This is a genomic window from Rhodococcus sp. WWJCD1 (assembly GCF_002258735.1).
GTDB lineage: Bacteria > Actinomycetota > Actinomycetes > Mycobacteriales > Mycobacteriaceae > Rhodococcoides.
The window spans coordinates 195527-222385 of the sequence record NZ_NOXY01000026.1; the positions used below are offsets into that span (position 1 = coordinate 195527).

Genomic DNA, 26859 nt, shown 5'->3' on the forward strand with positions numbered 1-26859 from the left:
GCGTGATGGGTGGCACCTTCGACCCGATACACCACGGGCACCTCGTCGCGGCCAGCGAAGTGGCGAACAAGTTCGGTCTGGACGAGGTCATCTTCGTCCCCACCGGAAACCCCTGGCAGAAGGAAGGGACCTCGGTCAGCCCAGCGGAAGACCGCTACCTGATGACCGTGATCGCGACCGCGTCCAACCCCCGATTCTCCGTCAGCCGCGTGGACGTCGATCGCGAGAAGTCGACCTACACCGTCGACACCCTGCGCGATCTGCGGGCGCAGCACCCCAATGCCGAGCTGTTCTTCATCACCGGCGCGGACGCCCTCGAGTCGATCCTGACGTGGCAGAACTGGGAGGAGCTGTTCGAGCTCGCCAAGTTCGTCGGAGTCTCGCGTCCGGGGTTCGAGCTGGGCGTCGAACATCTGGCCAACCACCTCCGGTCGTTGCCTGCCGGCACCCTCACATTGATGGAAATCCCGGCACTCGCGATATCGTCGACGGACTGTCGACTTCGAGCCGGTGAGAATCGGCCGGTCTGGTACCTCGTACCGGACGGCGTCGTGCAATACATCTCGAAGAGAAATCTCTACAGACCACGAGGCGCGCTGCGCCTCGACGGATCCGTCACCATGTCGGAGCCGGCACCCCAGAAGAAGCAACCGGAAGGGCCGGTCACCAGCGCAATGACCGCGAACCCGAACCATACGAGTGGGAGTACACCCAAGTGACTGCAACAGCCGAAGCCGCCGAGATGGCGCGTATCGCCGCGCTCGCAGCCGACGACAAACTGGCCAGCGACGTGGTGATCCTCGACGTCTCCGACCAGCTCTACATCACCGATTGCTTCGTGATCGCCTCAGCGCCCAACGAGCGTCAGGTCAACTCGATCGTGGACAACATCGAGGATCAGCTGCGTGAAGCCGGACACAAGCCGGTCCGCCGTGAGGGCACCAAGGAAGGTCGCTGGGCGCTGTTGGACTACTCCGACATCGTCGTCCACGTCCAGCACAACGAAGAGCGCAACTTCTATGCCCTCGAGCGGTTGTGGAAGGACTGCCCGACCATCGAGGTTCCCGGTCTCGGACAGCACCCGGCTGCGGAATCGGAGCAATGATCCGACGGCTCATCCTGCTTCGGCACGGTCAGACGGAATACAACGCCACCGACCGCATGCAGGGTCAGCTCGATACCGATCTGTCCGAGCTCGGTCGCACCCAAGCCAAGACGGCCGCTGCCGAGCTGGCGACGCGTGAGCCGATTCGGATCGTCTCTTCCGACCTCCGCCGGGCTCTCGACACCGCCGTTGCCCTGGGCGACGCTGCCGGTGTTTCGGTGACGCAGGACGAGCGCCTGCGCGAAACCCATCTCGGTGAGTGGCAGGGTCTAACCCACACCGAGGTCGACGACATCGCACCCGGCGCTCGGCCGGCGTGGCGAGCCGATGCCACCATCGCTCCACCGGGCGGGGAGAGCCGTATCGACGTCGCCCGTCGCAGTGTTCCCCTGGTTCGCGAGCTGCTGAGCGGCGTCCCCGAGTGGGGTGCCGGTGGCGACCAGCGGCCACTGGTACTCGTGGCGCACGGGGGCCTGATCGCGGCCCTGACGGCAGCGTTGCTCGATTTGCCGACGGACCGGTGGCCGGTGCTCGGCGGGCTCGCCAACACCAGTTGGGTGCAGCTCGGCGCGCACGGAGCGGGCGTTCAGCCGTCCTGGCGCCTGGACGTGTGGAACGCCTCGGCGCGAGTGGCCAGTGACGTCCTCTGACGAGACGGCGGTGCGCCCCACGCTGCTCGTGCTCGCGGACTCGCTGAGTTATTACGGACCCGAGGGCGGGCTGCCGGTGGACGATCCGCGGCTCTGGCCCAATCTGGTTGCAGCCGAACTCGGTTGGACGGTGGATTTGGTTGCGCGCATCGGCTGGACGAGTCGTGACGCATGGTGGGCTCTGACTCAGGATCCGCGAGTGTGGGCCGCGATTCCCCGTGCCGGTGCCGTCGTGTTCGCCATCGGTGGCATGGATTCGCTTCCTTCGCCGTTGCCTACCGCGCTGCGGGAGCAGATCCGGTACATCAGACCGCCGGCTCTGCGACGCGTCGTTCGCGCGGGATATCAAGCGGTGCAACCAGTTCTGTCGCATCTGGGTTGGCCGGTTGCACTGCCGCCGCGGCTCAGCGTCGACTACCTGGAGCAGGCCCGCGCGGCCTTGGCCTACGTACGTCCCGAGCTTCCCGTCGTCGGCACCTATCCGTCGGTGCACCGCTGCGATGCCTACGGGCGGGTGCACTCGGGCCGCGAGCCCGCGGTACGTGCGTTGCGGGCGTGGAGTACGGACAAGAACGTTCCGATGGTCGATCTCGCCGACGCGGTGCGCCCGAACATCGAATCCGAGAACGCGAACCCCGACGGCATCCACTGGGGGTGGGACGCGCACCGTGCGGTGGCAGAGGCGATGCTCGAGGCGTTGCGACCGGTGGCTGCCTCGGCGTCGACCGCGAACCCTGCAGCGACCCCGAAGCCATGACCGTCGCCGTCGTCACCGACTCCTCGTCCTGCCTGCCCGCCACGCTTGCGGCCGAGCGGGGAATCTCGGTGGTGCCCTTGCACGTACTGGTGGACGGAATCGACCATCGTGAGAGTGTCGACGAGATCCCCGAGCACTCCGCCTCGGGAAGTCCGATGACCACCGCCGGCGCGTCACCGGGCGAGCTGGCCGAGGTGTACGCCGCGGCTCTCGAACGCAGTCGAGGGGACGGTGTGGTTGCGCTGCACATCTCCCGGGGGCTCTCGAGCACGTGGGAAGCAGCGCGCCAGGCCGCGGACGAGGTCGGCCCAGCCGTTCGAGTGGTCGATTCCGGTTCTGCAGGAATGGGATTGGGCTTTGCCGCGCTGACGGCTGCCGGTTCGGCTGCCGGGGGAGCAGACCTGGACACGGTTTACCACTGCGCCGTCGCTGCGTCGACGACCTCGAGGTGCTTCATCGTCGTCGATCGCCTCGACCATCTGCGACGCGGAGGTCGAATCGGCACTGCCGCAGCCCTCCTCGGCACCGCACTGGCCATGAAGCCGGTGTTGCACATCAGCGGCGGCGCGCTCGTGCTGCGGGAGAAGACGCGGACCTCGTCCAAGGCGTTGCACAAGCTGGTCGACGCAGCCGTCGCCGCCGCATCCGAGGTCGGTGACGATTCGGGGGTTGCGCTCGCCGTGCACCATATGTTGTGCGCGGAGCGTGCCGACGATGTCGCTGCAATGCTGACCGCCCGCATTCCGGGCTTCACCAGCATCGACGTGTATCCCTTCGGTGCCGTGCTAGGAGCGCACGTCGGCCCCGGTGCCGTCGGCGTCGTCGTGGCACCGGGACACCGATAGTCGCGCCGATCCCACCGATCATCCACAGGTAGCGAGTTGTGCACAGGGCAATTCGCGACCAGCGTCTCGTGGCGTGTGAGCCTTACCGCCGGAACTAGCGTCCTGATGCATGGGCGGTGACGACGATCGGGCGCACACGGTGGCGCGACTGAATGCCGTGCGCAGACAACCTGATTCCGCACGCCCGGATGGGATACCCGCGCAAGTCGAGACGCAGGAATCCAGCCCTGACGTGACGACCCCGGAACCGGATTGGCTGATCTCGAGTTCGCCGAGGCTCGGTTCCCCGTGGTCGTCCGTACTTCCACAGCGATGGCGTTCCGCTCGGGTGGACCCGGGAAGGCAGGGTGCCATCGCCCTGGCAGCAGCCGGAGTCTTTGTCGTGCTCGTCGCGGCATTCGCGGTGTTTCGAGATGCGCCGACGCCTGCACCCGCTCCACCGCTGGCCGTGGTTGCATCCGATACGAAGAATTCGGACGTCCTGGCCGAACCGGTACCGGCAGTGGAAGCCGAGCTGGTCGTGAGCGTCGTCGGCCTGGTGGTACAGCCCGGACTGGTTCGGCTGCAACCGGGTTCGCGAATCGCCGACGCGGTCGCCGCGGCAGGAGGACCTGTCGAGGGTGCCGATCTGTTGGCGCTCAACATGGCCGCGCGAGTGGCCGACGGTGATCAGATCGTCGTCGGTGTCGTGCAGCCACAGGCTGCCCCGCCGTTGAGTAGTACGACCTCGGTAGACGGCCCGGTGACCGCGGGCGGGGCGCAGGCCGCTCCCGAAGGCTCCGCACCGGCCGGGACGGTGGACCTCAATGCCGCCACCGCCGCCGAACTGGACGCCTTGCCCGGTGTCGGACCGGTGACCGCAACCTCGATCGTGAGTTGGCGAGAGACCAACGGCCGCTTCGTCTCTGTCGATCAGCTCGCCGAAGTGGACGGAATCGGGCCTGGGAGGCTGGCGAAGATCCGCGATCTCGTGCACATCGGATGAGCACCGACGCCGCATCGACCGCCACTGCGCAGGCCGAGGAGTTTCTGCCGTTCGATATACGTTTGGTTCCGGCTGTGGTGGTGTGCTGGTCGATCACCGCGGTCGCAATTCTCGGCGGCCCCGGTGCGGCGGTGGCGGCCACGGCGTCGACCTCGGTGGTGGTGCTGCTCGGTTCGCTGGCGCTGCGACGGCTGGCGACACGATGCGCCGCGTCCGGTCCCAGCTGGGCGGGAGTGGCCACGGTGATCGCACTCGCGCTGTGCTTCGGCGGAGCGATCTGGCTTCAGATGTGCGCAGTAGCAGATCATCCCGTGGCTGCTGCCGCGGAGAAGCGTGCGTGGATCACCGCGTCGGTGCGGCTGGAGGAGGACCCACGACGACTGACGTCCGCAGGACCCTCGATGGTGATGACGAAGGCCGAGTTGATTCGCGTGGACGTCGGAGGTGAGGCGCTGTACGTCGGCGGACGCGTCTCGATCATCGCCCCGGAGTCGAGTTGGTCCACTCTGCTGCCGGGTCAACAGATCACCGTCCGGGGCAGGCTCGGCGAACCGATTCGACCGGACATGACTGTGGCGGTGATCCGCGTATCGGGACCACCCGTCACCGTCGGTGACCCCGGGGCGATCTCTGCCGCAGCCGGCACCTTCCGGTCGAATTTGGCTGCAGTGGCGCAGAATTCGATGCCACCGGATCGTGCAGGTCTGCTACCCGGTCTCGTGGTCGGGGATGTGTCCCGATTGGACGAGACTGTGGCCGAGAACTTCCGGGCGGCCGGACTGACGCATTTGACCGCTGTGTCGGGCGCAAACTTTTCCATCGTGATCGGTGCGGTTCTGCTGGTGTTGCGAAGCATCGGGATCGGACCACGAGCGACGGTCGCAGTTGCGTTCGTCGTGCTCGTCGCGTTCGTGATCGTGGCTCGCCCATCGCCGAGTGTGCTTCGTGCGGCGGTGATGGGTTCGATCGGGTTGTTGGCCCTCGTCACCGGCAGGCGGCGGCAGGCCGTTCCGGCCCTGTGCGGCGCAGTGCTGGGCTTGCTCGCATGGTGGCCGAGGCTGGCGGTGGACGTCGGGTTCGTCCTGTCGGTGTTTGCCACCGCCGGACTCGTCCTGGTCGCGCCGATCTGGGTCGACTGGCTCCGAGCCCGCGGCTGGCCGAGGGCAGCCGCGGAGGTATCGGCCGTCGCTGCAGCCGCGCACGCGGTGACGGCACCGGTGGTCGCGGCGATGACGGGAACGATCAGTGTGGTGGGCGTCGTTGCGAACGTGTTGGTGGCACCGGTCGTCGCTCCGATCACGGTGGTGGGCATCGTGACGGCCGTGATCGCCACCGTCAGCACGTCTGTCGCCGAGCTGACGGCGCAGCTGGCGTCGGCACCACTGTGGTGGTTGATCACGGTGGCCGAGCGGGCCGCGTCGGTGCCTGTTGCCGGCATCCGCGTCCCCGACGGTCTCCTGGGTGCAGCACTGGCAGCCTGGGGAACGGCCGCACTGCTCGTGGCGTTGCGGTTTCGGGTGCTGCGGTGGGGTGCTGCAGTGGTGGCGATAACGGCACTGGCCATGTGGACTGCGCACCTGCTGTGGTGAGTGCTGGGGCTGTGCTGCTCGAAAGGAAGCGGATGCCCGAGCTGTCGGCCCCACATGGCACGATCACGGGTGTGACTTCGAGTGTGGCTCCTCTGCATCTGGTTCTCGGCGACGAGGAACTTCTGATGGATCGCGCGGTGGCGTCGATCGTGACGCAGGTGCGTGCCAATGCGGCGATTCCGGGGGAGGACCTGCCGGTCACACGGTTGCGCACCGGCGACGCCAGTGCCCCGGAACTTGCCGAACTGCTCAGTCCGTCGCTGTTCGCGGAGGATCGCGTGGTTGTGCTCGAGGCAGCGGCCGAGGCAGGCAAGGATGCTGCAGCTCTGGTGCTCGACGCCGCAACCGATCCGCCCGAGGGCGCGGTCGTGGTGGTCATGCATTCCGGCGGCGGTCGGGCCAAGGCCATGGTCGGTGCTCTGCAGAAGTGTGGCGCTCAGGTGCACGAGTGCGTGAAACTCACCAAGCCCGCCGAACGCATCGACTTCGTGCGCGGTGAATTCCGTGCGGCCGACGTTCGAGTGAGCGGCGAGGTGATCGAGGCTGTCGTCGAATCGGTCGGCAACGAACTCCGCGAATTGGCCTCGGCCTGTTCGCAGCTGGTCTCCGATACCGGCGGCAAGGTCGATCTGGCTGCAGTGCGCCGGTATTACTCGGGCAAGGCGGAAGTCTCCGGGTTCGACGTCGCCGACAAAGCGGTGATCGGAGACAGAGCCGGCGCGCTCGAGGCTGTTCGCTGGGCGATGCATCGGGGAGTGGCGCACGTGCTGTTGGCCGACGCCTTGGCCGATGCCGTCCGCACCATTGCGCTCGTGGGTTCGGCCGGTCGCGGCGACCCGTTCCGAATGGCAGGTGAATTGGGCATGCCGCCGTGGAAGATCAAGAAGGCGCAGGGTCAGGCCCGAGGCTGGAACGGTCGATCCATCGCGCAGGCGTTGCGGGTTGTGGCGCAACTGAACGCCGACGTCAAAGGTCAGGCAGCGGACGCAGACTACGCGGTGGAAAAGGCGGTGTCAGAGGTCGCGGGGCTGGGCCGGTAGCGCTCGGGGCCCCAGCGTTGTGACAAGTCCAGGGCACGAAAAACTCAGGGCACGAGAAAGCCCGCTGCCTCCGTGTCGGATGCAGCGGGCTCGGTCGAGCTCAGCGGTGAAATCAGAGCTTGTTGACTGCGAGAGCCAGTGCCGACTTCTTGTTGGCAGCCTGGTTCTTGTGGATGACGCCCTTGCTGGCGGCCTTGTCGAGCTTACGGCCTGCGTCGAGGAGAATCTCGGAAGCCTTGTCCTTGTCGCCCGCAGCCTGTGCCTCGCGGAACGAGCGGATGACGGTACGAAGGGAGGACTTCACCGACTGGTTGCGCAGGCGTGCACGCTCGTTGGTGAGAATCCGCTTCTTCTGGGACTTGATATTGGCCACGCGTAAAATCCTTCTTGTCTTCGTCGGTATTCCGGTCAGGGCGATCCATGCTGGAATGCCCGAAGTCTGCTGCAGAGCTTTGGAGCCCTGCGCCGAAGATCGAGAATACCAGCCCGGCGGGGCAGAACCCAATTGGGTGCACCCGTGACGATGCGTTTCAAGAATTTAACGCTTCTACCGCGCCTAACTCCAGTCTCTGTAGCAACATGACCAGAATGAGTCCGCGATCGGCAACGCATGCCGCCACCAAGGCCAAAGCGACCAAAACCAAGTCAGCGGATCGCGTCGAACCCGAGGTCGACGGGGTGTTCGGGGGTTATTCCGACGTCGGAAAGTACAGTCTCGCCTTCGACGAGATGTTCGACGCGGACGGACGAACCAGGACTCCCTACAAGGGCATTCACACAGCCCTTGCCCCGGCGAACGCGTCCGACCTGGACGCGAGATCCGACGCACTGGGACGCGCATTCGTGGACCAGGGCATCACGTTCTCCCTGTCCGGCCAGGAGCGCCCGTTCCCGCTCGACCAGGTTCCCCGCGTCATCGCCGCCGGGGAGTGGTCACGGCTCGAGCGCGGCATCAAGCAGCGCGTCAAAGCGCTCGAGATGTTTCTCGCCGACATCTACGGCGATCAGGAAATCCTCCGCGACGGTGTGGTGCCGAAGCGACTGATCACCTCCTGTGAGCACTTCCACCGCGAGGCCGTCGGCATCACGCCACCCAACGGCGTGCGCATCCACGTCGCCGGAATCGACCTGGTCCGTGATGCACAGGGCACGTTCCGCGTCCTCGAAGACAATCTGCGTTCGCCCTCCGGTGTGTCGTACGTCATGGAGAACCGGCGCACCATGGCCCGGGTGTTCCCGGATCTGTTCGCCAGCCACCGCGTGCGTGCCGTCGGCGATTACGCCTCGCATCTGTTGCGCGCACTGCGCTCCGCCGCGGCTCTCAACGAAGCCGACCCCACAGTGGTGGTGCTGACCCCCGGTGTGGCCAACTCCGCGTACTTCGAGCACTCGTTGCTCGCCCGGCTGATGGGCGTCGAACTCGTCGAGGGACGCGATCTCTTCTGCCGGGACAACATCGTCTACATGCGCACCACCGAGGGCGAGCGCCAGGTCGACGTCATCTATCGACGCATCGACGACGACTACCTCGACCCGATGCAGTTCCGGCCGGATTCGGTCCTGGGCGTGGCAGGCCTCGTCAACGCCGCCCGCGCAGGCAACGTCGTGATCTCCAGCGCCGTCGGAAACGGCGTCGGCGACGACAAGCTGGTCTACACGTACGTGCCCACGATCATCGACTACTACATGGGCGAGAAGCCGTTGCTGGCCAACGTCGACACGTTCCGGTGCTGGCTGGACGACGAGTGCGAGGAAGTCCTGGACCGCATCGACGAACTGGTGATCAAGCCGGTCGAAGGGTCGGGTGGTTACGGCATCGTCTTCGGCCCCGACGCCTCGCCGAAGGAATTGGCGACCATCAGCAAGAAGGTTCGCGCGGATCCGCGTGGCTGGATCGCGCAACCCGTCGTGCAGCTCTCGACGGTGCCCACCAAGATCGGTGACCGGTTGGTTCCCCGGCACGTGGACCTGCGGCCGTTCGCAGTCAACGACGGCGACGACGTCTGGGTGTTGCCCGGGGGTTTGACGCGAGTTGCACTGCCGGAGGGGTCGTTGGTGGTCAACTCGAGCCAGGGCGGCGGCAGTAAGGACACCTGGGTGCTCGCCACCCGAACCTCGCAGGAGGAGCAGGAACTGGCAGGCGAGGAGATCGTCAGCGTTCCGCCGGAGTCGCCCATGGTCGAACAGGGCCCGGAGCTGACGATGGACCAGCAGATGAATCAGCAACAGCAACAGCAACAACAACAGCAGGCAACGAACTCGGACTCGAACGGCGGTGGACAGTAAATGCTCGCGCGCAACGCAGAGTCGCTCTACTGGATCGGACGGTACGTCGAGAGAGCGGACGACACTGCCCGCATTCTCGACGTCACCGTCCACCAGCTTCTCGAAGACGCCACGGTCGATCCCGACCACATCTCGCGAGTGTTGTTGCGAGTACTCGGTTTCAAGCACGAGCCGGACGTCTCGCTCGACGTGTGGTCGCTCACCGAGTTGGTGGCGTTCAGCCGTGACGGGCTCGGCTCCATCGTGGACTCGCTGTCGAGTGCACGCGAAAATGCCCGTGGCGCTCGCGAAGTCACGTCGAGTGAGATGTGGGAGTGCCTCAACACCACGTACAACGGACTGAACGAGCGCATCAGGGCGTCCAAGCGCACCGGCCCGGCCGAGTTCTTCAGCTACATCGAGGAACGGGCCGCGATGTTCGCCGGTCTCGCGGATTCCACCCTCAGTCACGACGACGGCTACCGCTTCCTGTTGCTCGGTCGCTCGGTCGAGCGCATCGACATGATCGTTCGGCTGCTTCTCTCGCGCGCCGGCGATCGACCGTCGTCGCCGGCCTGGGTCACCGTTCTGCGATCCGCAGGTGCCCACGACACCTACCTGCGTACCTACCGCGGCGCGCTCGACGCCCAGCGAGTTCTCGAATTCATGTTGCTGGACAGGCTCTTTCCGCGTTCGGTGTTCTATGCACTCAACGAAGCGGAACGGTCGCTCGATCAGCTCGACCACCAGCCGAACAGTCGAGTCGGTGCGCGGGCCGAAGCTCAGCGGCTACTGGGTCGCGCGCGTAGCGAACTCGAATTCCTGCGTCCCGGTGAAATTCTCGACGATCTGCAGGAGCGCCTGCTCTCTCTGCAGGAAACCTGCCGTGAACTCGGGGAGGCGATCTCCAAGCAGTACTTCCACGCCGCTCCGTGGGTTGCGTGGACGGACGCCGGCTCCGGAACATTCGAAGATCAATTGGAAGGTGAACTGTGAGCTGGCGTATGCGTGTCGTACACACCACGGGCTATCAGTACGACGCACCGGTGACCTCGTCCTACAACGAAGCTCGGCTGACGCCGCGAAGTGACAACCGGCAGAACGTGATTCTGAACCGAGTCGAGACGAACCCGGTGACGCGGTCCTACCGCTACACCGACTACTGGGGTACGGCGGTGACGGCGTTCGATCTGCACGCACCGCACACCGAGCTCGAGGTCACCGGATCCTCGGTGGTCGAGACCGATCCCTTCGTCTATCCGGACGAGAACGCGTCCTGGGAGGAATTGGCCAGCGAGCCGGTGACCGACCGCTTCAACGAGGTGCTCGACAACACGGTCTACGTGCCGAAGAACCGCCAGCTCGCGTCGGTGGCGAAGAAGCTCTCGAAGGGATTGCCGCCGCAGGAATCGGTGGTCGAGATCTCGAACTGGGTCAACCAGGAGATGTCGTACGTCCCGGGGACCACCGGGGTGCACACCTCGGCCGTCGAGGCGTGGTCGGAGAAGAAGGGCGTCTGCCAGGACTACGCCCACCTGACTCTGTTGATGCTGCGCAGCATCGGTATCCCCAGCCGGTACGTCTCGGGATACCTGCACCCGAAGAAGCAGGCGGCGATCGGCGCGACCGTCGAGGGCCAGAGCCACGCCTGGATCGAGGCCTGGACCGGTGCCTGGTGGGGTTACGACCCCACCAACGCCATCGCCGTCAACGAGCAGCACGTCTCGGTGGGACTGGGCCGCGACTACGCCGACGTGCCCCCGCTCAAGGGCATCTTCTCCGGCGGCGGCTCGACGGCTCTCGACGTCGTCGTGGAAATCACGCGACTGGCCTAGCCTCGCGCGCGTTGTGCGTATCCGTGGGTCGCACAACGCGCACGTGGTTCAGTTCCAGCCGAAGTCTCGACGCAATCGAGCTGCGACGGAGTCGAATTGGGGCTTGCTCAGAATCGCGCCCTCGCGGCGGATGCCGTCCTCGGGCACGTCGAGAACGCGATCCAGACGAATCCAGCTCGGTCGGCCCTCGGCGTCCCAGGAACCGGAGCCGATCGACTGCCAGTCGCGGTCGCCGTCGCGGCTGCTCTGGCTCGACAGCATCAGACCGAGTAGGTCGTTGCCCTCGCGCCCGATGACCAACACCGGGCGGTCCTTGCCCTGACTGGCGTCTTCTTCGTAGGTCACCCAGGTCCAGACGATTTCGCCCGGATCGGCCTTGCCGTCGAGATCGGGGGAGTACTCGATGGTGCGGGCGCGCTGGGCCGTCGGCCTCGTCTGTGACGCCACCGGGCGGCCGGGACGCGGAGCCGGAGCGGACGTGTTGCCTGTAGTTCCACTGATCGCGTCCTTGCCCTTCTGCAGGGCACCGGACTTCTGCAGTTGACGCAGCAGCCGAGGGCCTTCACGCATCGCGATCTTGCCCAGTTCTTTGCCGAATCTGCTCCAATTGCCAGCCATGCGGCGAGTGTAGCCACCCTGACGTTGCTGCTCACAGCCCAGACCGAGGCGACGTAGAAGCCGGAGTCGGACAGCCGGGGACGGCGCATCGTTCTCGGCGTGGGACGATGGACACACCCGTTCGCTCATTTCGAACACGCCAGCCGAAGGATACGAGTGCCCAGCTTCGCCGACACGACGTTCACCGATCCGTCCAGGATCAGGAACTTCTGCATCATTGCCCACATCGACCACGGTAAGTCGACGTTGGCGGACCGGATGTTGCAGCTCACGGGCGTCGTCGACGACCGGTCGATGCGCGCGCAGTACCTGGACCGGATGGATATCGAGCGTGAGCGCGGAATCACCATCAAGGCGCAGAACGTACGGCTGCCGTGGGTCGTCGACGGTGAAGAATTCGTCCTGCACCTCATCGACACTCCCGGTCACGTCGACTTCACCTACGAGGTCTCCCGCGCCCTCGAGGCCTGCGAAGGAGCAGTGTTGCTCGTCGACGCCGCGCAGGGCATCGAGGCGCAGACGCTGGCCAACCTGTATCTGGCTCTCGACAAAGAGCTCACGATCATTCCGGTGCTCAACAAGATCGACCTTCCCGCTGCCGACCCGGATCGCTACGCCGCCGAGATCGCGCACATCATCGGGTGCGAGGCCGACGACGTACTGCGCGTATCGGGTAAGACCGGTGTGGGCGTGGAGGAACTGCTCAACGAGGTCGTCAAACTGGTCCCGGCTCCGGTCGGCAACCCGGACGGCCCGGCCCGCGCGATGATCTTCGACTCGGTCTACGACACTTACCGCGGCGTCGTCACCTACGTGCGAGTGGTCGACGGCGCGCTCAACCCGCGCGAGAAGGTCACGATGATGTCGACCGGCTCGACGCACGAGTTGCTCGAGGTCGGCATCGTCTCGCCCGATCCCAAGGCCACCAAGGGCTTGGGAGTCGGCGAGGTCGGTTACCTCATCACCGGAGTCAAGGACGTCCGTCAGTCCAAGGTCGGCGATACCGTGACGACCTTCCGCAAGGGCGCAACCGAGCCGCTGACCGGCTACCGCGAGCCTCGGCCGATGGTGTACTCCGGCCTCTACCCGCTCGACGGCTCGGACTACCCGGACCTGCGTGATGCTCTCGAGAAGCTGCAACTCAACGACGCGGCCCTGACCTACGAGCCTGAGACCTCCGTTGCTCTCGGCTTCGGATTCCGCTGCGGCTTCCTCGGGCTGCTGCACATGGAGATCACCCGCGAGCGACTCGAGCGTGAGTTCAACCTGGACCTGATCTCGACCTCGCCGAACGTGGTCTACCGCGTCGAAATGGAAGACGGTGCCGAGCACATCGTCACCAACCCGTCGTACTGGCCCGAGGGCAAGGCGCGAGAGGTGTTCGAGCCGATGGTCAAGTGCACCATCATCTCGCCCAGCGAGTTCATCGGTTCCATCATGGAACTGTGCCAGGGACGACGCGGAGAACTCGGCGGCATGGACTACCTGTCCGAGACCCGAGTCGAGCTGCGCTACACGATTCCCATGGCCGAAATCATCTTCGACTTCTTCGACATCCTCAAGTCCCGTACCCGCGGATACGCCAGCCTCGATTACGAGGAGATCGGCGAGCAGGCCGGTGCGCTGGTCAAGGTCGACATCCTGCTGCAGGGTGAGGCCGTGGACGCGTTCTCGGCGATCGTGCACAAGGACAATGCCGCGGCCTACGGCAACAAGATGACGACCAAGCTCAAGGAACTGATTCCGCGTCAGCAGTTCGAGGTGCCGATTCAGGCCGCCATCGGATCGCGGATCATCGCCCGCGAGAACATCCGTGCGATCCGAAAGGACGTGCTGGCCAAGTGCTACGGCGGCGACATCAGCCGTAAGCGCAAGCTGCTCGAGAAGCAGAAAGAGGGCAAGAAGCGCATGAAGACGATCGGTCGCGTCGAGGTGCCGCAGGAAGCCTTCGTCGCCGCACTGTCCTCGGAATCTTCGTCGGACAAGCCCAAGAAGTAGCGCAGGGGCCGGAAGTAACCTCACACCCTTTTCACCGACCGCGCGCCCCCGCTCGCATCGGAACGGGGGCGCGCAGTCGTCAACAGGGGCGCGCGGTCCCCACCGAAGCCTGTCGGGAATGGTGGGCGAGTACATTTCGAACCTGTGACTACGCCGATCCTGAAGCAGCTGCGTGTGCCCGTCGTCGGTGCGCCCATGGCGGGTGGCCCGAGTACTCCCGAGCTCGCTCGCGCGGTCTCGGAGGCGGGTGGGCTCGGCATGATCGCGGGCGCATTGCTGACACCTGAAAGCTTTGCAGCGCAGATCGATTCGGTTCGAGGACTGCCGTTCGGTGTCAACCTCTTCCTGCCGGAGGAGCCGTCCGGTGCCGACGTGGCGTCCTATGCCGAACACCTGGCATCCTGGTTCGAGCGGTTCGATGCCGAACCGGGGGAGCTGCTGCGACGAGACGACTTCTACGCCGAGAAGTTCGCTTGGCTGCTCGAGCACCCGGTACCGCTGGTCTCGAGCACGTTCGCGACGTTCGATGCGGACGAGGTAGCCCAACTGCACGCCGTCGGGACCGAGGTGTGGGCCACCGTCGCCACCGCGTCCGACGCGTCGGTGGCCACCGCCAACGGCGTCGACGCTCTCGTCGTGCAGGGACCGGAAGCCGGTGGGCATCGAGGTACGTTCGACGGGTCGGCCCCGGAGGAGCCGTTGGCCGAGCTGCTCGTTGCGGTCCGCGAGATCTCGGAGCTCCCTCGTATCGCAGCCGGCGGATTGATGGACGGCAACGACATTGCGCCACTGTTGGATTCGGGTGCAGCTCATGCCGTGCAGCTCGGGACGGCTTTCCTGAACACGCCTGAGGCCGGCACCAAACCTGTGCACCGCGAACAGCTGACACTGGCTCCGAACACCGAAGTGACGAGGGCCTTCTCCGGCCGTCCTGCGCGGGGTCTGGTGAACGAGTTCATGCACGCGAACTCGGACGCCGCTCCGCTGGCGTATCCCGATCTGCACTACCTGACCGCGCCGATGCGCGCGAAGGCCGCAGCAGCGGGCGACCCGTCGGGACTGTCGATGTGGGCCGGGACCGGCCATCGCCGCGCTCAGGCCAAGCCCGCGGCCGAGCTGATCGCCGAATGGGCGAGACAACTCGGCCGCTGAAACCACACGCGGCGACTACCGAACTTCCCGCTCAGGGGTTGGCGTGGGCGGGCTGGAAGTGTCCGGACGCCTGGGCTTCCTCGGCCCGGATGACGTGCACTACTGCGTTGATGAGGGCAAGGTGGGTGAACGCCTGCGGGAAGTTGCCGAGGTGACGGCCGGTGCGGTGGTCGATCTCCTCGGCGTAGAGCTTGAGTGGGCTTGCGTAGCCGAGTAGCCGTTCGCAGAGGTGCTTCGCGCGGGGCAGTTCGCCGATTTCCACCAGGGCAGAGACCAGCCAGAACGAGCAGATCGTGAACGTTCCTTCCTCGCCGGCCAATCCGTCGTCGGTGGTGTCGGTTCGGTAGCGCAGAACCAATCCGTCCTCGGTCAACTCGTCGGCGATGGCGAGCACCGTGGCACGGATTCGCTCGTCGTCGGCCGGCAGGAATCGCAGCAGCGGTGCCAGCAGCAACGACGCGTCCAGCGACGGGTCGCCGTAGCGCTGCGTCAGCACTCCGCGTGAGTCGGTGCCGTTTTCGAGAATGTCGGCCTTGATCTCGTCCGCGATCTCGTTCCACTGGTCGGAGTAGTCCTGCTCGCCGTGGATGTCGGCGAGCTTGGCACCGCGATCGAGCGCGACCCAACACATGAGCTTCGAAGACGTGAAGTGCTGCGGTTCGCCGCGCACCTCCCAGATGCCACGGTCCGGTTTGCGCCAGTTGGCGATCGCTTCCTCGACCTGACGTTTGAGTAGCGGCCACAGGAATTCCGGGACGTGCTCACGCGACTTGACATGCAGGTATACCGAGTCGAGCATGGTGCCCCAGATGTCGTGCTGCTCTTGGTCGTAGGCCCCGTTGCCGATGCGTACCGGCCGCGCGCCGTCGTATCCGGACAGGTGCGGTAGCTCGCTCTCGTCGAGGGTCTTCTCGCCGCCGATGCCGTACATCACCTGCAGCGGATTGACCTCGCCGTTCGCCGTCGTCGCCACATCGGACATGAACGCGAAGAAGTCGTTGGCTTCACGGTCGAGTCCGAGCGTGTAGAGGCCCCACAGTGCGAACGTCGAATCGCGGACCCAGGTGTAGCGGTAGTCCCAGTTGCGTTCTCCGCCAGGTGTTTCCGGGAGCGACGTGGTCGATGCCGCCAACAGGGCACCGGTGGGCGCGTAGGTCAGGCCCTTGAGTGTCAATGCGCTGCGCTGCAGGTAGCCCCGCCACGGGTGGTCGGGGAACCGGCCGATCGTGATCCACTGCCGCCAACATTCGGAGGTGCGCCACATCTTCTCCGCTGCTTCCTCGAATGTTTGCGGCGCAGGAAGGTCGGACCAGGACAGAGCGACGAAAACATTGTCGCCCTCGGTCATTCGGGTTCGGGCCCGAGCCTCACGGCCCTCGATGCCGATCCGAAGATTGGTGGTCAACTTCAGCGTGGGCTGGTCACCGTCCGCGCTCGCCTCGCAGGTTGCGGTGGTCTCCTCGTATACCTTGCCGGTGTACTCCCAGTTCGCGGGTGCCCGGTGGTAGTCGAAGGCCGGCTCGCAGCTCATCTCCAATTCGACTGTGCCGCTGACGCATTTGATGGTGCGCAGCAGTATGTGTTCGGCATCCCAGTCGCTCGGTGCGCGCTTGTGGGTGCGAGAGCGTTGATCGGTGTTGTGCCACGGTCCCATGATGAGGGCGTCGCGCACGATCAACCAGCCGGTCTCGGTCTGCCATGTGGTCTCGACGATCAGACCGCCGGGCAGATAGCGCCGCGCCGCGGGGACCGACTGACCGTAGGGGCCGACGCGAAAGTGGCCGGCACTGCGATCGAGAATCGCTCCGAAAATGCTGGGGGAGTCCGGCCGGGGCACGCACATCCACTCGACGGATCCGTTTCGCGCGATCAGACAGGTGGTCTCGCAGTCCGAGAGGAATGCGTAGTCGTCGATCGGCGGAAAGGCGCTGCGGTAGGACGTCAGGGTGGACACCGGTGCGTCGGTACTGCCCAATACTCCCTGAACTTCGATCCCGCCCAACTCTGGGTGTCCAGATCCCATCGCGGGCTCGTCGGCCACCGGAGGCACGGGCGAAACATCTTCGAATGCCGTCATGGCGTAATCATCGACTCATCGGTGGCAGTCGTCCACTGCTGGTCGTCGATCGGCGTGGCGTGGGCACCGGACGCGCTGGTTTAAGCTGCGAGGGTGGAACCGGTTGCGCGTTGGTGGGACGGCGTCGAACTGTGGGTGACGGGCCTGCCGTTCGTACCGCAGGCGATCGTCGTGCTGCTGGTCATCGTGCCGACTGCGTTCCTGCTGGCACGGGTGTTCGATCGCCTTCTTGCGGTGGTCCTACGCCTGCTCGGTCGCGACGCCCGCGCTGCTCGCGAGGCGGAGTCGACGGCTGGTGCCTCCACCACGACGAAGGATGGACAGTAATGCCACGGTCTCGGGTAACGCTGGCGCTCATCGCGCTGCTGGTGCTGGTTGTCATCGCCTGGCTGCTCACTCGGTAGGGCCTCGTCGCCACGGCTCGGCCGACGGCTGCGCCGTCGAGTCGCCGGGCGCGTCCGCTGAATTAGAGTCCGTCCGAAACCTCTGCTAGATTTCTGACCGTGTCTTCTGCCGCCGAGTACCGCGTCCGCCATCAGTTGGCGTTGATTGCTGTCGGCATGTTGGCAGTCGCCGATATCGACTGTTGTTGATTCTTTCCTCAGTCGAATCGATTCCTCGGGTCGCCTAGGTGTTGCCGTGCTGTGCGCCTGCTCGGGGCCCAGCTCTCCTCGGCCCTGGGCTGGGAGGATTTCTGGAATCTTCGTTGCGGGTTTCGTCTCGTCTCGGTTCGACAGTCCTCCTGTCCGTTCTTCCCAGTCTCTTCTTCGTCACATCACGAAAGGCCACTCCACAATGAGGCATAGTTCTCGTTACCTTCTGACCACGTTCGCGGCTGTGGGAACTCTGCTACTGACTGCCTGCGGTGGCGGCTCGAGCGATGCTGTCGGTGGCGGATCGGACACCGCCAGCGGTCCTGCCTTGACTCTCGTGGGATACGCCGTCCCCAAGAACGGTTGGGACGCAATCGGTCCCGCTTTCGCAGCCACCGAGGACGGCGAAGGAACCGCCATCAACGCCGACTACGGCGCATCGGGCAACCAGTCTCGCAAGGTGGCCGACGGTGCACCCGCCGACATCGTCAACTTCTCGGTCGAACCCGATGTCACACGACTCGTCAAGGCCGGCAAGGTCGATGAGGACTGGAACCAGAACGCCTACGGCGGAGTGCCGTTCGGCTCCGTGGTGACCATCGTCGTGCGCGAGGGCAACCCGAAGAACATTCGTACCTGGGACGACCTGATCAAGCCCGACGTACAGGTCATCAGTCCCAGTCCGCTCAGCTCCGGCTCGGCCAAGTGGAATCTCCTTGCTCCGTACGCGGCGAAGAGCAACGGCGGCCAGGACAAGCAGGCCGGTCTCGATTTCGTCCGTACCCTCGTCTCCGACCATTTCCCGGTTCAGCCCGAATCCGGCCGCGCGGCAACCGAAGCCTTTCTGCAGGGCCAGGGTGACGCACTGCTGAGCTACGAGAACGAGGCGCTGCTGATCGAGGAACAAGGACAGAAGGTGGAGCACGTCGACGTTCCCGTCACGTTCCGCATCGACAATCCCGTGGCAGTGATCAACAGCAGTGCCAACCTCGATCGAGCCAATGCTCTGAACGATTTCATCTACACCGACGAGGGGCAGAAGATCTGGGCCGAGGCAGGCTTCCGGCCGACCAACCCGGACATCGCCTCGGAGTACTCCGACAAGTTCTTCACCCCCGAAAAGCTCTACACCATCGACGATCTCGGTGGCTGGACGCAGGTCGACGCCGACCTGTTCGGCGACAACGGCGCAATCACGACGATCTATCAGGAAAGTACTCGGTAGAGATCGATGCCATCTTCGACCACCGAAACCGCAACTGCGGGTTCGCCGGTCCCGCCCGGTACGAGACCTCGGTTTCGTGCCGGGCGGGAAGGCCGAAAGTTCAGGGGCCCTGGGTCGGTGGGGCCGCTCGGTCTCGGGGTCGCCGTGTTGTGGCTCAGCGTCATCGTGCTGCTTCCGTTGGCCGCGTTGACGGTTCAGTCGTTCGACGACGGTCTGGCCGGCTTCTGGGATGCGATAACCGTGCCGCGTGCCCTGGCCACATTCAAGGTCACCCTCTTGGTGTCCGTCGCGGCCGCAGTGATCAATCTGTTCCTGGGCACCCTCATCGCGTGGGTCCTCGTGCGGGACGAGTTTCCGGGTAAACGATTCGTCAACGCCTTGATCGATCTGCCGTTCGCATTGCCGACCATCGTCGCCAGTTTGGTGTTGCTGTCTCTTTACGGACCGGCGAGTCCGATCGGGCTGGTATTCAACGCAACCAAGCCCGCGGTCATTGTCGCTCTGCTGTTCGTCACGTTGCCGTTCGTGGTGCGTGCGGTGCAACCGGTGCTGATCGAGTTGGACAAAGACGTCGAGGAGGCGGCCGCGTCGCTCGGAGCCAACAACTGGACCATCTTCCGACGCATCGTTCTGCCGGTGTTGTTGCCGGCAGTGCTGTCGGGCGGGGGCCTCGCGTTCGCCCGCGCGATCGGGGAGTTCGGCTCGGTGGTGCTCATCGGCGGCAACATCCCCAACGACACTCAGGTGGCGTCGCAGTACATTCGCGAGCTGATCGAGTACGACCGCCCGATCGACGCTGCAGCTATCTCGGTAGTGCTGTTGGCTATTGCGTTTGCAGTGCTGTTCTTGCTTCGCATCATCGGAAACCGGCTGGCCAGACGTGAGGAGCAGCTCTCGTGAAGATCAGCCTCCCGGTCAAACTGTCCCTGCGCACGATTGCGTTGATCTATCTCGCCGTACTCGTGCTCTTTCCGCTCGCCGCGATCCTGTATCGAACTTTCGAGGACGGCGTCGTGTCGTTCTTCGAGCAGATCACCACTCCTGCGGCACAATCGGCCTTGCAACTGTCACTGCTGATCGTTGCCATCGTGGTACCGATCAACGTCGTCTTCGGTGTGGTCACCGCGCTGGCGTTGGTACGAGGGCGGTTCCGCGGTAAAGGCGTACTCGAGGCGATCGTCGATCTGCCTTTCGCGGTGTCGCCGATCATCACCGGTGTCGCGCTGATTCTGCTGTGGGGTGCCAACGGGTGGTTCGGAGGAGTGGAGAGTCTCGGCTTCAAGGTGATTTTCGCACTTCCCGGCATGGTGATAGCGACCATCTTCGTGACGCTGCCGTTCGTCGTGCGCGAAGTCGAACCGGTTCTGTACGAGATCGGCGAAGAGCAGGAAGAAGCAGCATCGACCTTGGGCGCAAGCTCCTGGCAGACGTTCTGGCGCATCACCCTTCCGGCGATCCGATGGGGCCTGACCTACGGTGTCGTACTCACAGTCGCTCGTTCGCTCGGCGAGTTCGGTGCCGTCATCATGGTCTCGACCAACCTCCCCGGCATTTCGCAAACACTGACGTTGCTGGTCAATTCACGCTACGAGGACTTCAATCAACAGGGCGCATACGCCGCGTCCACACTGCTGATGGCGATCGCCGTCATCGTGCTGTTGCTGATGACGGTTCTCGACAAGAAGAGGACGAAGTAATGACCGAGAAATCCTCCGAGATCGAGATCTCCGTTGTCGGTGCCAACAAGCACTACGGCGATTTCGCTGCTCTCGACAATGTCAGCATCGACATCCCCAAGGGATCGTTGACGGCGCTGCTCGGCCCCAGCGGCTCGGGCAAGTCCACTCTGCTGCGCTCGATCGCCGGCCTCGAACAACTCGACTCCGGTCGGGTGGTGCTCGCAGGCCAGGACGTGACGTGGGTCAGCCCGCAGCGACGCGAGATCGGCTTCGTCTTTCAGCACTACGCGGCGTTCAAACACCTCACGGTGCGCGACAACGTCGCGTTCGGTCTGCAGATCCGGAAACGGCCCAAGGCCGAGATCGCCAAGAAGGTCGACGAGCTGCTCGAGATCGTCGGGCTGGCCGGCTTCCAGACTCGCTACCCGGCGCAGCTCTCCGGTGGACAGCGTCAGCGCATGGCGCTGGCTCGCGCGCTCGCGGTCGACCCACAGGTACTCCTGCTCGACGAGCCCTTCGGCGCGCTCGACGCCAAGGTCCGCGCCGATCTACGGACGTGGCTGCGCCGCCTGCACGACGAGGTGCACGTCACCACTGTTCTGGTGACTCACGACCAGGAGGAGGCCCTCGACGTCGCGGATCGGATCGCGGTGCTCAACAAGGGCCGGATAGAGCAGGTCGGCACCCCGGAGGATCTGTACGACCGTCCGGCCAACAACTTCGTGATGTCGTTCCTGGGCCAGGTCGCGAAGCTGAACGGACTTCTCGTGCGGCCGCACGATATTCGCGTCGGGCGTGATCCTTCGTTGGCGCAGGCCCAGGCCAGTGGTACCGCAGAATCGGCCGGTGTGACGCGTGCCGTCGTCAAGCGCGTGGTGCATCTCGGTTTCGAGGTGAAGGTCGAGCTCGAGAACGCGGCCACGGGTGAACTGTTCGCCGCGCAGATCACGCGCGGTGACAGTGAGGCCCTCGGTCTTCGTGAGGGCGAGACCGTCTACGTGCGAGCGACTCGGGTGCCGACGATCGCCGACGCCACCGACGCGGCGCGGGCAACTGCCGAGTCGTAGCGCCGCGATACCAGTTCGGCCAGAGCTGGGTGAGCTCCGATCACGTCGGCGTGCACCACATCCGGTCGGTCCGACAGTGATGCTTCGATCCGATCGGTGAGCAGTCCCGGAGCCAGGAACCACGGTGCCACGACGATTCGAGTGGCACCCATCGTGCGCAAGTGCGCGACGGCGTCCTCGGGGGACGGCTCGACGGACGTGGCAAAACAGGTCACGGCACCGGCCCAGCCAGTCCCGGCGAGCAATTTCTGGGCGACCACTCGGGTGCGCTGATTCGCCGGTGACACCGAGGATCCGACCGCAGTCAATGCGATGCCCACAGTCGGATCGTCCAGTGCGACACCGGTATCGAGGATGCGATCACGCACTGCCTCGATCAGGAGGCGGTCGTCGCCCAGCACGTCGGCCTGCACGATCGACACGTGCCGATGCCGGGTGCGTGCGTCGGCCAGCAGCTCCGGCAGGTCGACCTTGGCGTGAAAGGCCTTGCCCAGCAACAACGGGACACTGACGATGCGGGTGTGTCCAGCGTCGACCACGGCGTCCACGACGTGCCCGACGCCGGGCTCGGTGAGGTCCAAGAACGCGACGCGTACGTCCAGATCCGGTCGCCGCCGACGGAGGACGTCGACGGCGCGGTGGATCGCCGCGCCGGAGCGCGGGTCACGACTGCCGTGGGCAACCGCGATCAGTGCGGTCACGCCGGAACTGCCGACCCCAGCTCGACTGCAGCCAGAGCATTGCCGACGAGCCCGGCGGCCAGGGTGTTGCCGCCCGCAGGATCGATCAGCAAGAAGCTGCCCGTGTGCCGGTTGACGGCGTAGTCGTCTGCCACGATCGGTTCGGCGACCCGCACCGAGATGCGGCCGATCTCGTTGAGCTCCAACGATTCCGGGCTTTCCTGTGCGGTGAGCTGCTGTTCGTCGAACCGCTCGATCAGAGTCCCGACGATGGCCTGGGTGGTGCGGGTTCCGTGCTTGAGCAACAGGCGAGCGCCTGGGCGAAGCGACTTCTCCGCGAGCCAGCACACGGTGGCCTCGAAATCGCCGATCGGCTCGGGTGCGTCCTGCGGGGAGGCGATGGTGTCGCCGCGCGAGACGTCGACGTCGTCGGCGAGGACGAGTGTGACACTGCGTCCAGCGTGAGCTGTGCGCAATTCGCCGTCCGCAGTATCGATGCGCTCGACCGTGGTTCTGGTACCGGAGGGCAGAATGACGACCTCGTCGCCGACGTCCACAGTGCCGGCCGCCACCTGCCCGGCGTACCCGCGGTAGTCGGGGAAGTCGGCTGTGCGAGGACGGATCACGTACTGCACGGGGAAACGCAGACCGACGCGGTGCGGTTCGGCGTCGACCGGTACCGACTCGAGGTGCTCGATGAGGGTGGGTCCGTCGTAGTACGGGGTCTTGTCGGACTTCACCGCGACGTTGTCGCCGTGCAGCGCGGACACCGGAATTTCGATGACGTCCTCGGTGGACCAGCCGAGCGAGGAGGTCAGCGAATTGAACTCGGCTGAAATGTCGGCGAAGACGGTCGCGGGGTCCTCGACCAGATCGATCTTGTTGACGGCGAGCACCAGCCGCGGAACGCCCAGGAGGGCCAGAACCGCCGCATGCCTGCGGGTCTGGGTGATCACGCCTTTGCGGGCATCGACGAGCAGGATGACGAGCTGCGCCGTCGACGCACCGGAGACGGTGTTGCGGGTGTACTGCACGTGGCCGGGAGTATCGGCCAGTACGAACGAGCGGTGCGGCGTCGCGAAGTAGCGGTAGGCGACGTCGATGGTGATGCCCTGTTCACGCTCGGCGCGTAGGCCGTCGACCAGTAGGGACAGGTCCGGTGTCGCCAGTCCCTTGTCCACCGAAGCCCGCGTGACGGCATCGATCTGGTCGGCCAGAACGGATTTCGTGTCGTACAACAGCCGTCCGACGAGGGTGGACTTACCGTCGTCGACGCTACCTGCGGTGGCGAGGCGAAGAAGCTGCGTTCCTGTGCTGCTCATCAGAAGTATCCTTCTCGTTTGCGATCTTCCATGGCAGCCTCGGACACGCGGTCGTCGCCGCGAGTGGCTCCGCGTTCGGTCAGCCTGGACGCGGCGACCTCGGCGAGGATAGCCTGGTTGTCGGAGGCTTCGGACAACACGGCACCGGTAGTGGATCCGTCGCCGACGGTGCGGTAGCGCACCGAGAGCGTCTGCAGCTCCTCGTTCTCGGCCGGTCCGCCCCACACACCCGGGGTCATCCACATGCCGTCGCGCTGGTAAACGGGGCGCTGGTGTGCGTAGTAGATGCTCGCCAGTTCCACGTCGTCTCGCGCGATGTAGCGCCAGATGTCGAGCTCGGTGAAGTTGCTGAGCGGGAACACGCGCACCTGCTCGCCGGGGGAATGCCTGCCGTTGTACAGATTCCACAGTTCGGGGCGCTGCTTCTTCGGCTCCCACTGACCGAATGCGTTGCGCAGAGAGAAGATTCGCTCCTTGGCGCGGGCTCGTTCCTCGTCGCGTCGCGCACCGCCGAAGACTGCGTCGAATCTGTTCTCGGAGATCGCGTCGAGAAGAGGCACGGTCTGCAGCGGGTTGCGGATGCCGTCGGGACGCTCGGTGAGGCGGCCGTCGGCGAGGTACTCCTCGACGCTGGCCACGTGCAGGCGCAGGTTGTACTTCGCGACCACGTGATCGCGGAAGTCCAGCACCTCCTGCAGGTTGTGACCGGTGTCGACGTGCAACAGCGCGAACGGGAGGGGAGCGGGCCAGAACGCCTTGATCGCCAGGTGCAGCAGTACGGTCGAGTCCTTGCCGCCGGAGAACAGAATGACGGGGCGCTCGAACTCGCCCGCCACCTCACGGAAGATGTGGATGGCTTCGGATTCGAGTGCGTCGAGGGTGTCGAACCGATCTGCATCGAGATGTGTTCGACCGACGGTGGCCGAGGTGAGATCGAGTGTCATGAGGCGTGCAACCCACATTCGGTCTTGGCCTTGCCGGCCCATCGACCGCTACGTGGGTCGGCGCCGGGGGCTGGTTTGACGGTGCACGGTGCGCACCCGATGGACGGATATCCCTCGTCGACGAGGGGATTGACCAGAATCGAATGTTCGTCGATGTAGGCCTGCATCTGCTCGTCCGACCACGGTGCGATCGGGTTGATCTTCACCAGGCCGAAGGCGTCGTCGAAAGAGATGAGCGGGGCGTTGGCCCGGGTGGGGGCCTCGACCCGACGGATGCCGGTGACCCACGCGCTGTAGTTCGCCAGCTCCTTCTTCAAGGGCGCGACCTTGCGCATCGCGCAGCAGCGATTGGGCTCGCGGGCGAACAGGTCCTTGCCCTCGATCGAATCCTGTTCTGCGACAGTCTTCTCGGCGCGGGCGTTGACCACGTGAACACCGTAGACTGCCTCGACGGCGTCGCGCGTTCCGATGGTCTCGGCGAAGTGGTAGCCGGTGTCGAGGAACAGCACGTCCACACCCGGGTGAACCTGTGCAGCGAGGTGAACGAGAACCCCGTCCTGCATGTTGGAGGCGACGATGAAGTCGTTACCGAAGTTGTCCTCGGTCCACTGCAGCAGCTCCAGTGGGCTGGCACCGTCGAGTTCGCGGGCACCGCGCTCGGCGATGTCCTTCAATTCCTCTACCGTCAAATTCAGCCTGGTACTCATCGCAAATCCGCCTCGTCTGCTCGCACGGCCCACTGAGCGAACCGTTCGCCGTCCTCGCGGTGCTTGTCGAAATTGCGCACCACTCTGTCGATGTAATCTCCCAGCTCGGAGCTGTTGACCTTGTGCTGGCGCAACTTCCGGCCGAACGCACTGTCCAGACCGAGGCTGCCTCCGAGATGAACCTGGAAACCCTCGATCTGATTCCCGGCCCCGTCGTCGACCAACTGACCCTTGAAGCCGATATCTGCGATCTGCGACCGCGCGCACGAGTTGGGGCAGCCGTTGATGTTGATCGTGATCGGAACGTCGAGTCGACTGTTGATGTCGGACAAGCGCTCTTCGAGCTCGGGGACGAGAACCTGTGAGCGCTTGCGGGTTTCGGCGAACGAGAGCTTGCAGAATTCGATGCCGCTGCACGCCATCAGGTTCTTGCGCCAGTGCGAGGGCCGGGCAGGCAGGCCCAGCGCATCGAGGTCGGAGATGAGCTGCTCGAGCGTCTCGTCCGGAACATCGAGGACGATCAGCTTCTGGTACGGCGTGAACCGGACGCGATCCGACCCTGCCTTCTCCGCAGCGTCGGCGACGGCGGCGAGGATAGTGCCGGACACGCGGCCGGCGATGGGTGCAACACCGACGGCGTTGAGCCCGTTCTTGAGCTTCTGGATCCCGACGTGATCACGGGGCCGAGCGGGCTTCTCGGGCGCCGGGCCGTCGATGAGCTTGCGGTGCAGGTACTCGTCCTCGAGGACCTGGCGGAACTTCTCGATGCCCCAGTCCTTGATGAGGAACTTCAGGCGCGCCTTGGTGCGAAGCCGGCGGTAGCCGTAGTCACGGAAGATCGAGACGACGCCTTCCCAGACGTCGGGAACGTCCGCGAGCGGAACCCAGACGCCGACTCGCTGCGCGAGCATGGGGTTGGTGGACAGTCCACCGCCGACCCACAGGTCGAGGCCTGGTCCGTGTTCGGGATGTACGACGCCGACGAATGCGCAGTCGTTGATCTCGTGCACCACGTCCTGCAGGCCCGAGATCGCCGTCTTGAACTTGCGCGGCAGGTTGGAGTACTCCGGCTTGCCGATGTAGCGCTCGACGATCTCGTCGATGGCGGAGGTGGGGTCGAGGATCTCGTCGACGGCCTCGCCCGCGAGCGGGGAACCGAGCACCACGCGCGGGCAGTCGCCGCACGCCTCGGTGGTCTTCAGGCCGACGGCTTCGATCCGACGCCAGATCTCGGGGACGTTCTCGACCTCGATCCAGTGGAACTGCACGTTCTCTCGATCGGACAGGTCGGCGGTGTCGCGACCGAACTCCTGAGAGATTCCCGCGAGCACACGCAGTTGCTCCAGGTTCAGTGCGCCCGCGTCGCAGCGGATGCGCATCATGAAGTACTTGGCCTCGAGCAGGTCGATGTTGTCGTCACCGGTGAAGGTGCCGTCGTACCCCTGTTCACGCTGGGTGTAGAGGCCCCACCAGCGGAAGCGGCCGCGAAGGTCGCCCTTGTCGATGCTGTCGAAGCCCTGCTTGGAGTAGATGTTCTCGATGCGGGCCCGCACGTTGAGCGGGTTGTCGTCCTTCTTGGACTGCTCGTTGGCGTTCAGTGGCTCCCGGTAACCCAGTGCCCACTGGCCCTCGGCTCGACGCTTGGTCGGCCGCGGCGTGCGCTCCCGTGGTGTGGCGGAGGCAGCGTCGGTGGTCGCGTCGCTGGTCGACGACATGCATTGCTCCT

Annotated in this window: 27 protein-coding genes; 19 read left to right on the top strand and 8 right to left on the bottom strand. The window is 65.1% G+C overall.

Annotated features, from left to right (window positions below):
- Positions 1-5 precede the first annotated feature (5 nt).
- The 8 genes from nadD to holA all read left to right on the top strand — a co-directional run bounded on the left by nadD (position 6) and on the right by holA (position 6971).
- Positions 6-719, top strand: coding sequence for a nicotinate-nucleotide adenylyltransferase (gene nadD, locus CH286_RS18985; RefSeq protein ID WP_052058460.1), 714 nt, complete (start codon positions 6-8; stop codon positions 717-719).
- Positions 716-1105 (top strand): ribosome silencing factor, encoded by a 390-nt coding sequence (gene rsfS / locus CH286_RS18990; protein ID WP_032379193.1) that lies wholly within the window; start codon positions 716-718, stop codon positions 1103-1105. Before nadD ends, rsfS begins: the two co-directional genes overlap by 4 nt.
- The gene (locus CH286_RS18995) at positions 1102-1755 is read left to right on the top strand and encodes a histidine phosphatase family protein (protein WP_094610079.1); all 654 of its coding nucleotides are present in this window, start codon (positions 1102-1104) and stop codon (positions 1753-1755) included. Before rsfS ends, CH286_RS18995 begins: the two co-directional genes overlap by 4 nt.
- On the top strand, positions 1742-2512 hold the full coding sequence (octT, locus tag CH286_RS19000; protein ID WP_037151028.1) for a diglucosylglycerate octanoyltransferase: 771 nt from the start codon (positions 1742-1744) through the stop codon (positions 2510-2512). The genes CH286_RS18995 and octT overlap by 14 nt, the downstream gene beginning before the upstream one ends.
- Positions 2509-3357 carry a DegV family protein gene (locus CH286_RS19005; protein WP_094610080.1) on the top strand — a complete coding sequence of 283 codons (849 nt, stop codon included), beginning with the start codon at positions 2509-2511 and terminating at the stop codon, positions 3355-3357. Before octT ends, CH286_RS19005 begins: the two co-directional genes overlap by 4 nt.
- A gap of 109 nt (positions 3358-3466) precedes the next feature.
- On the top strand, positions 3467-4342 hold the full coding sequence (locus tag CH286_RS19010; protein ID WP_094610081.1) for a ComEA family DNA-binding protein: 876 nt from the start codon (positions 3467-3469) through the stop codon (positions 4340-4342).
- Positions 4339-5931, top strand: a complete 1593-nt coding sequence (locus CH286_RS19015; RefSeq protein ID WP_094610082.1) for a ComEC/Rec2 family competence protein — start codon at positions 4339-4341, stop codon at positions 5929-5931. Before CH286_RS19010 ends, CH286_RS19015 begins: the two co-directional genes overlap by 4 nt.
- Before the next feature lie 32 nt (positions 5932-5963).
- Positions 5964-6971: a DNA polymerase III subunit delta gene (gene holA / locus CH286_RS19020; protein WP_176458294.1), complete on the top strand. Its 1008-nt coding sequence runs from the start codon at positions 5964-5966 to the stop codon at positions 6969-6971.
- 112 nt (positions 6972-7083) lie between these two features.
- Here holA and rpsT read toward each other — a convergent pair whose 3' ends face one another.
- Positions 7084-7344 carry a 30S ribosomal protein S20 gene (gene rpsT / locus CH286_RS19025; RefSeq protein ID WP_027497522.1) on the bottom strand — a complete coding sequence of 87 codons (261 nt, stop codon included), beginning with the start codon at positions 7342-7344 and terminating at the stop codon, positions 7084-7086.
- Between the two features lie 356 nt (positions 7345-7700).
- Here rpsT and CH286_RS19030 point away from each other — a divergent pair, with 356 nt between their 5' ends.
- From CH286_RS19030 to CH286_RS19040, 3 genes are read left to right on the top strand one after another with little or no spacing between them, the layout of a single operon-like run.
- Complete coding sequence (locus CH286_RS19030) at positions 7701-9257, top strand: circularly permuted type 2 ATP-grasp protein (protein ID WP_242640376.1); 1557 nt, start codon at positions 7701-7703, stop codon at positions 9255-9257.
- Entirely contained in the window at positions 9258-10232 is a 975-nt protein-coding gene (locus CH286_RS19035) for an alpha-E domain-containing protein (RefSeq protein WP_032379188.1), read from the top strand. It abuts the gene before it with no gap.
- 8 nt (positions 10233-10240) lie between these two features.
- Positions 10241-11071, top strand: a complete 831-nt coding sequence (locus tag CH286_RS19040) for a transglutaminase family protein (protein WP_032402405.1) — start codon at positions 10241-10243, stop codon at positions 11069-11071.
- 48 nt (positions 11072-11119) lie between these two features.
- Here CH286_RS19040 and CH286_RS19045 read toward each other — a convergent pair whose 3' ends face one another.
- Positions 11120-11689: a type II toxin-antitoxin system PemK/MazF family toxin gene (locus CH286_RS19045; RefSeq protein ID WP_032379186.1), complete on the bottom strand. Its 570-nt coding sequence runs from the start codon at positions 11687-11689 to the stop codon at positions 11120-11122.
- 150 nt (positions 11690-11839) lie between these two features.
- On the opposite strand from CH286_RS19045, the gene lepA reads away from it, so the two are divergent.
- A complete protein-coding gene (lepA, locus tag CH286_RS19050) occupies positions 11840-13687 on the top strand; it encodes a translation elongation factor 4 (protein WP_371829190.1) in 1848 nt (615 codons plus the stop codon).
- A 144-nt stretch (positions 13688-13831) separates the two neighbouring features.
- Complete coding sequence (locus CH286_RS19055) at positions 13832-14839, top strand: nitronate monooxygenase (RefSeq protein WP_032402407.1); 1008 nt, start codon at positions 13832-13834, stop codon at positions 14837-14839.
- A 31-nt stretch (positions 14840-14870) separates the two neighbouring features.
- Here the strand turns inward: CH286_RS19055 and CH286_RS19060 are convergent, their stop codons facing one another.
- Positions 14871-16916, bottom strand: a complete 2046-nt coding sequence (locus CH286_RS19060; protein ID WP_032402408.1) for a glycoside hydrolase family 15 protein — start codon at positions 16914-16916, stop codon at positions 14871-14873.
- Between the two features lie 93 nt (positions 16917-17009).
- Here CH286_RS19060 and CH286_RS19065 point away from each other — a divergent pair, with 93 nt between their 5' ends.
- From CH286_RS19065 to CH286_RS19085, 6 genes are all read left to right on the top strand, one after another.
- Positions 17010-17243 carry a hypothetical protein gene (locus tag CH286_RS19065; protein ID WP_032402409.1) on the top strand — a complete coding sequence of 78 codons (234 nt, stop codon included), beginning with the start codon at positions 17010-17012 and terminating at the stop codon, positions 17241-17243.
- Between the two features lie 176 nt (positions 17244-17419).
- Complete coding sequence (locus CH286_RS28445) at positions 17420-17509, top strand: Ms4533A family Cys-rich leader peptide (RefSeq protein ID WP_310180897.1); 90 nt, start codon at positions 17420-17422, stop codon at positions 17507-17509.
- A 202-nt stretch (positions 17510-17711) separates the two neighbouring features.
- Entirely contained in the window at positions 17712-18734 is a 1023-nt protein-coding gene (locus CH286_RS19070; protein WP_032379181.1) for a sulfate ABC transporter substrate-binding protein, read from the top strand.
- 6 nt (positions 18735-18740) lie between these two features.
- A complete protein-coding gene (gene cysT / locus CH286_RS19075) occupies positions 18741-19634 on the top strand; it encodes a sulfate ABC transporter permease subunit CysT (protein WP_176458295.1) in 894 nt (297 codons plus the stop codon).
- Positions 19631-20431, top strand: a complete 801-nt coding sequence (cysW, locus tag CH286_RS19080; RefSeq protein ID WP_032379180.1) for a sulfate ABC transporter permease subunit CysW — start codon at positions 19631-19633, stop codon at positions 20429-20431. The genes cysT and cysW overlap by 4 nt, the downstream gene beginning before the upstream one ends.
- Positions 20431-21480: a sulfate/molybdate ABC transporter ATP-binding protein gene (locus tag CH286_RS19085; RefSeq protein ID WP_094610084.1), complete on the top strand. Its 1050-nt coding sequence runs from the start codon at positions 20431-20433 to the stop codon at positions 21478-21480. Before cysW ends, CH286_RS19085 begins: the two co-directional genes overlap by 1 nt.
- Here the strand turns inward: CH286_RS19085 and CH286_RS19090 are convergent.
- The 5 genes from CH286_RS19090 to CH286_RS19110 are packed head-to-tail and all read right to left on the bottom strand — an operon-like array spanning position 21408 to position 26848.
- Positions 21408-22181 carry a sirohydrochlorin chelatase gene (locus CH286_RS19090; protein ID WP_032402412.1) on the bottom strand — a complete coding sequence of 258 codons (774 nt, stop codon included), beginning with the start codon at positions 22179-22181 and terminating at the stop codon, positions 21408-21410. The two genes, CH286_RS19085 and CH286_RS19090, sit on opposite strands and share 73 nt — an antisense overlap.
- Positions 22178-23482, bottom strand: coding sequence for a sulfate adenylyltransferase subunit 1 (locus tag CH286_RS19095; protein WP_094610085.1), 1305 nt, complete (start codon positions 23480-23482; stop codon positions 22178-22180). The genes CH286_RS19090 and CH286_RS19095 overlap by 4 nt, the downstream gene beginning before the upstream one ends.
- Positions 23482-24426 carry a sulfate adenylyltransferase subunit CysD gene (gene cysD, locus CH286_RS19100; RefSeq protein WP_032402552.1) on the bottom strand — a complete coding sequence of 315 codons (945 nt, stop codon included), beginning with the start codon at positions 24424-24426 and terminating at the stop codon, positions 23482-23484. Before cysD ends, CH286_RS19095 begins: the two co-directional genes overlap by 1 nt.
- On the bottom strand, positions 24423-25133 hold the full coding sequence (locus tag CH286_RS19105) for a phosphoadenylyl-sulfate reductase (RefSeq protein ID WP_032379572.1): 711 nt from the start codon (positions 25131-25133) through the stop codon (positions 24423-24425). Before CH286_RS19105 ends, cysD begins: the two co-directional genes overlap by 4 nt.
- Positions 25130-26848, bottom strand: coding sequence for a nitrite/sulfite reductase (locus tag CH286_RS19110; protein ID WP_037151270.1), 1719 nt, complete (start codon positions 26846-26848; stop codon positions 25130-25132). Before CH286_RS19110 ends, CH286_RS19105 begins: the two co-directional genes overlap by 4 nt.
- Between the last annotated feature and the right edge of the window lie 11 nt (positions 26849-26859).

Coding starts and splice junctions, on each gene's coding strand:
- nadD (WP_052058460.1), top strand. CDS start 6: ATGGGTGGCACCTTCGACCCGATACACCACGGGCACCTCGTCGCGGCC.
- CH286_RS18995 (WP_094610079.1), top strand. CDS start 1,102: ATGATCCGACGGCTCATCCTGCTTCGGCACGGTCAGACGGAATACAAC.
- CH286_RS19005 (WP_094610080.1), top strand. CDS start 2,509: ATGACCGTCGCCGTCGTCACCGACTCCTCGTCCTGCCTGCCCGCCACG.
- CH286_RS19010 (WP_094610081.1), top strand. CDS start 3,467: ATGGGCGGTGACGACGATCGGGCGCACACGGTGGCGCGACTGAATGCC.
- CH286_RS19015 (WP_094610082.1), top strand. CDS start 4,339: ATGAGCACCGACGCCGCATCGACCGCCACTGCGCAGGCCGAGGAGTTT.
- holA (WP_176458294.1), top strand. CDS start 5,964: ATGCCCGAGCTGTCGGCCCCACATGGCACGATCACGGGTGTGACTTCG.
- CH286_RS19030 (WP_242640376.1), top strand. CDS start 7,701: ATGTTCGACGCGGACGGACGAACCAGGACTCCCTACAAGGGCATTCAC.
- CH286_RS19035 (WP_032379188.1), top strand. CDS start 9,258: ATGCTCGCGCGCAACGCAGAGTCGCTCTACTGGATCGGACGGTACGTC.
- CH286_RS19040 (WP_032402405.1), top strand. CDS start 10,241: ATGCGTGTCGTACACACCACGGGCTATCAGTACGACGCACCGGTGACC.
- CH286_RS19045 (WP_032379186.1), bottom strand. CDS start 11,689: ATGGCTGGCAATTGGAGCAGATTCGGCAAAGAACTGGGCAAGATCGCG.
- CH286_RS19060 (WP_032402408.1), bottom strand. CDS start 16,916: ATGACGGCATTCGAAGATGTTTCGCCCGTGCCTCCGGTGGCCGACGAG.
- CH286_RS19070 (WP_032379181.1), top strand. CDS start 17,712: ATGAGGCATAGTTCTCGTTACCTTCTGACCACGTTCGCGGCTGTGGGA.
- cysT (WP_176458295.1), top strand. CDS start 18,741: ATGCCATCTTCGACCACCGAAACCGCAACTGCGGGTTCGCCGGTCCCG.
- CH286_RS19085 (WP_094610084.1), top strand. CDS start 20,431: ATGACCGAGAAATCCTCCGAGATCGAGATCTCCGTTGTCGGTGCCAAC.
- CH286_RS19095 (WP_094610085.1), bottom strand. CDS start 23,482: ATGAGCAGCACAGGAACGCAGCTTCTTCGCCTCGCCACCGCAGGTAGC.
- cysD (WP_032402552.1), bottom strand. CDS start 24,426: ATGACACTCGATCTCACCTCGGCCACCGTCGGTCGAACACATCTCGAT.
- CH286_RS19105 (WP_032379572.1), bottom strand. CDS start 25,133: ATGAGTACCAGGCTGAATTTGACGGTAGAGGAATTGAAGGACATCGCC.
- CH286_RS19110 (WP_037151270.1), bottom strand. CDS start 26,848: ATGTCGTCGACCAGCGACGCGACCACCGACGCTGCCTCCGCCACACCA.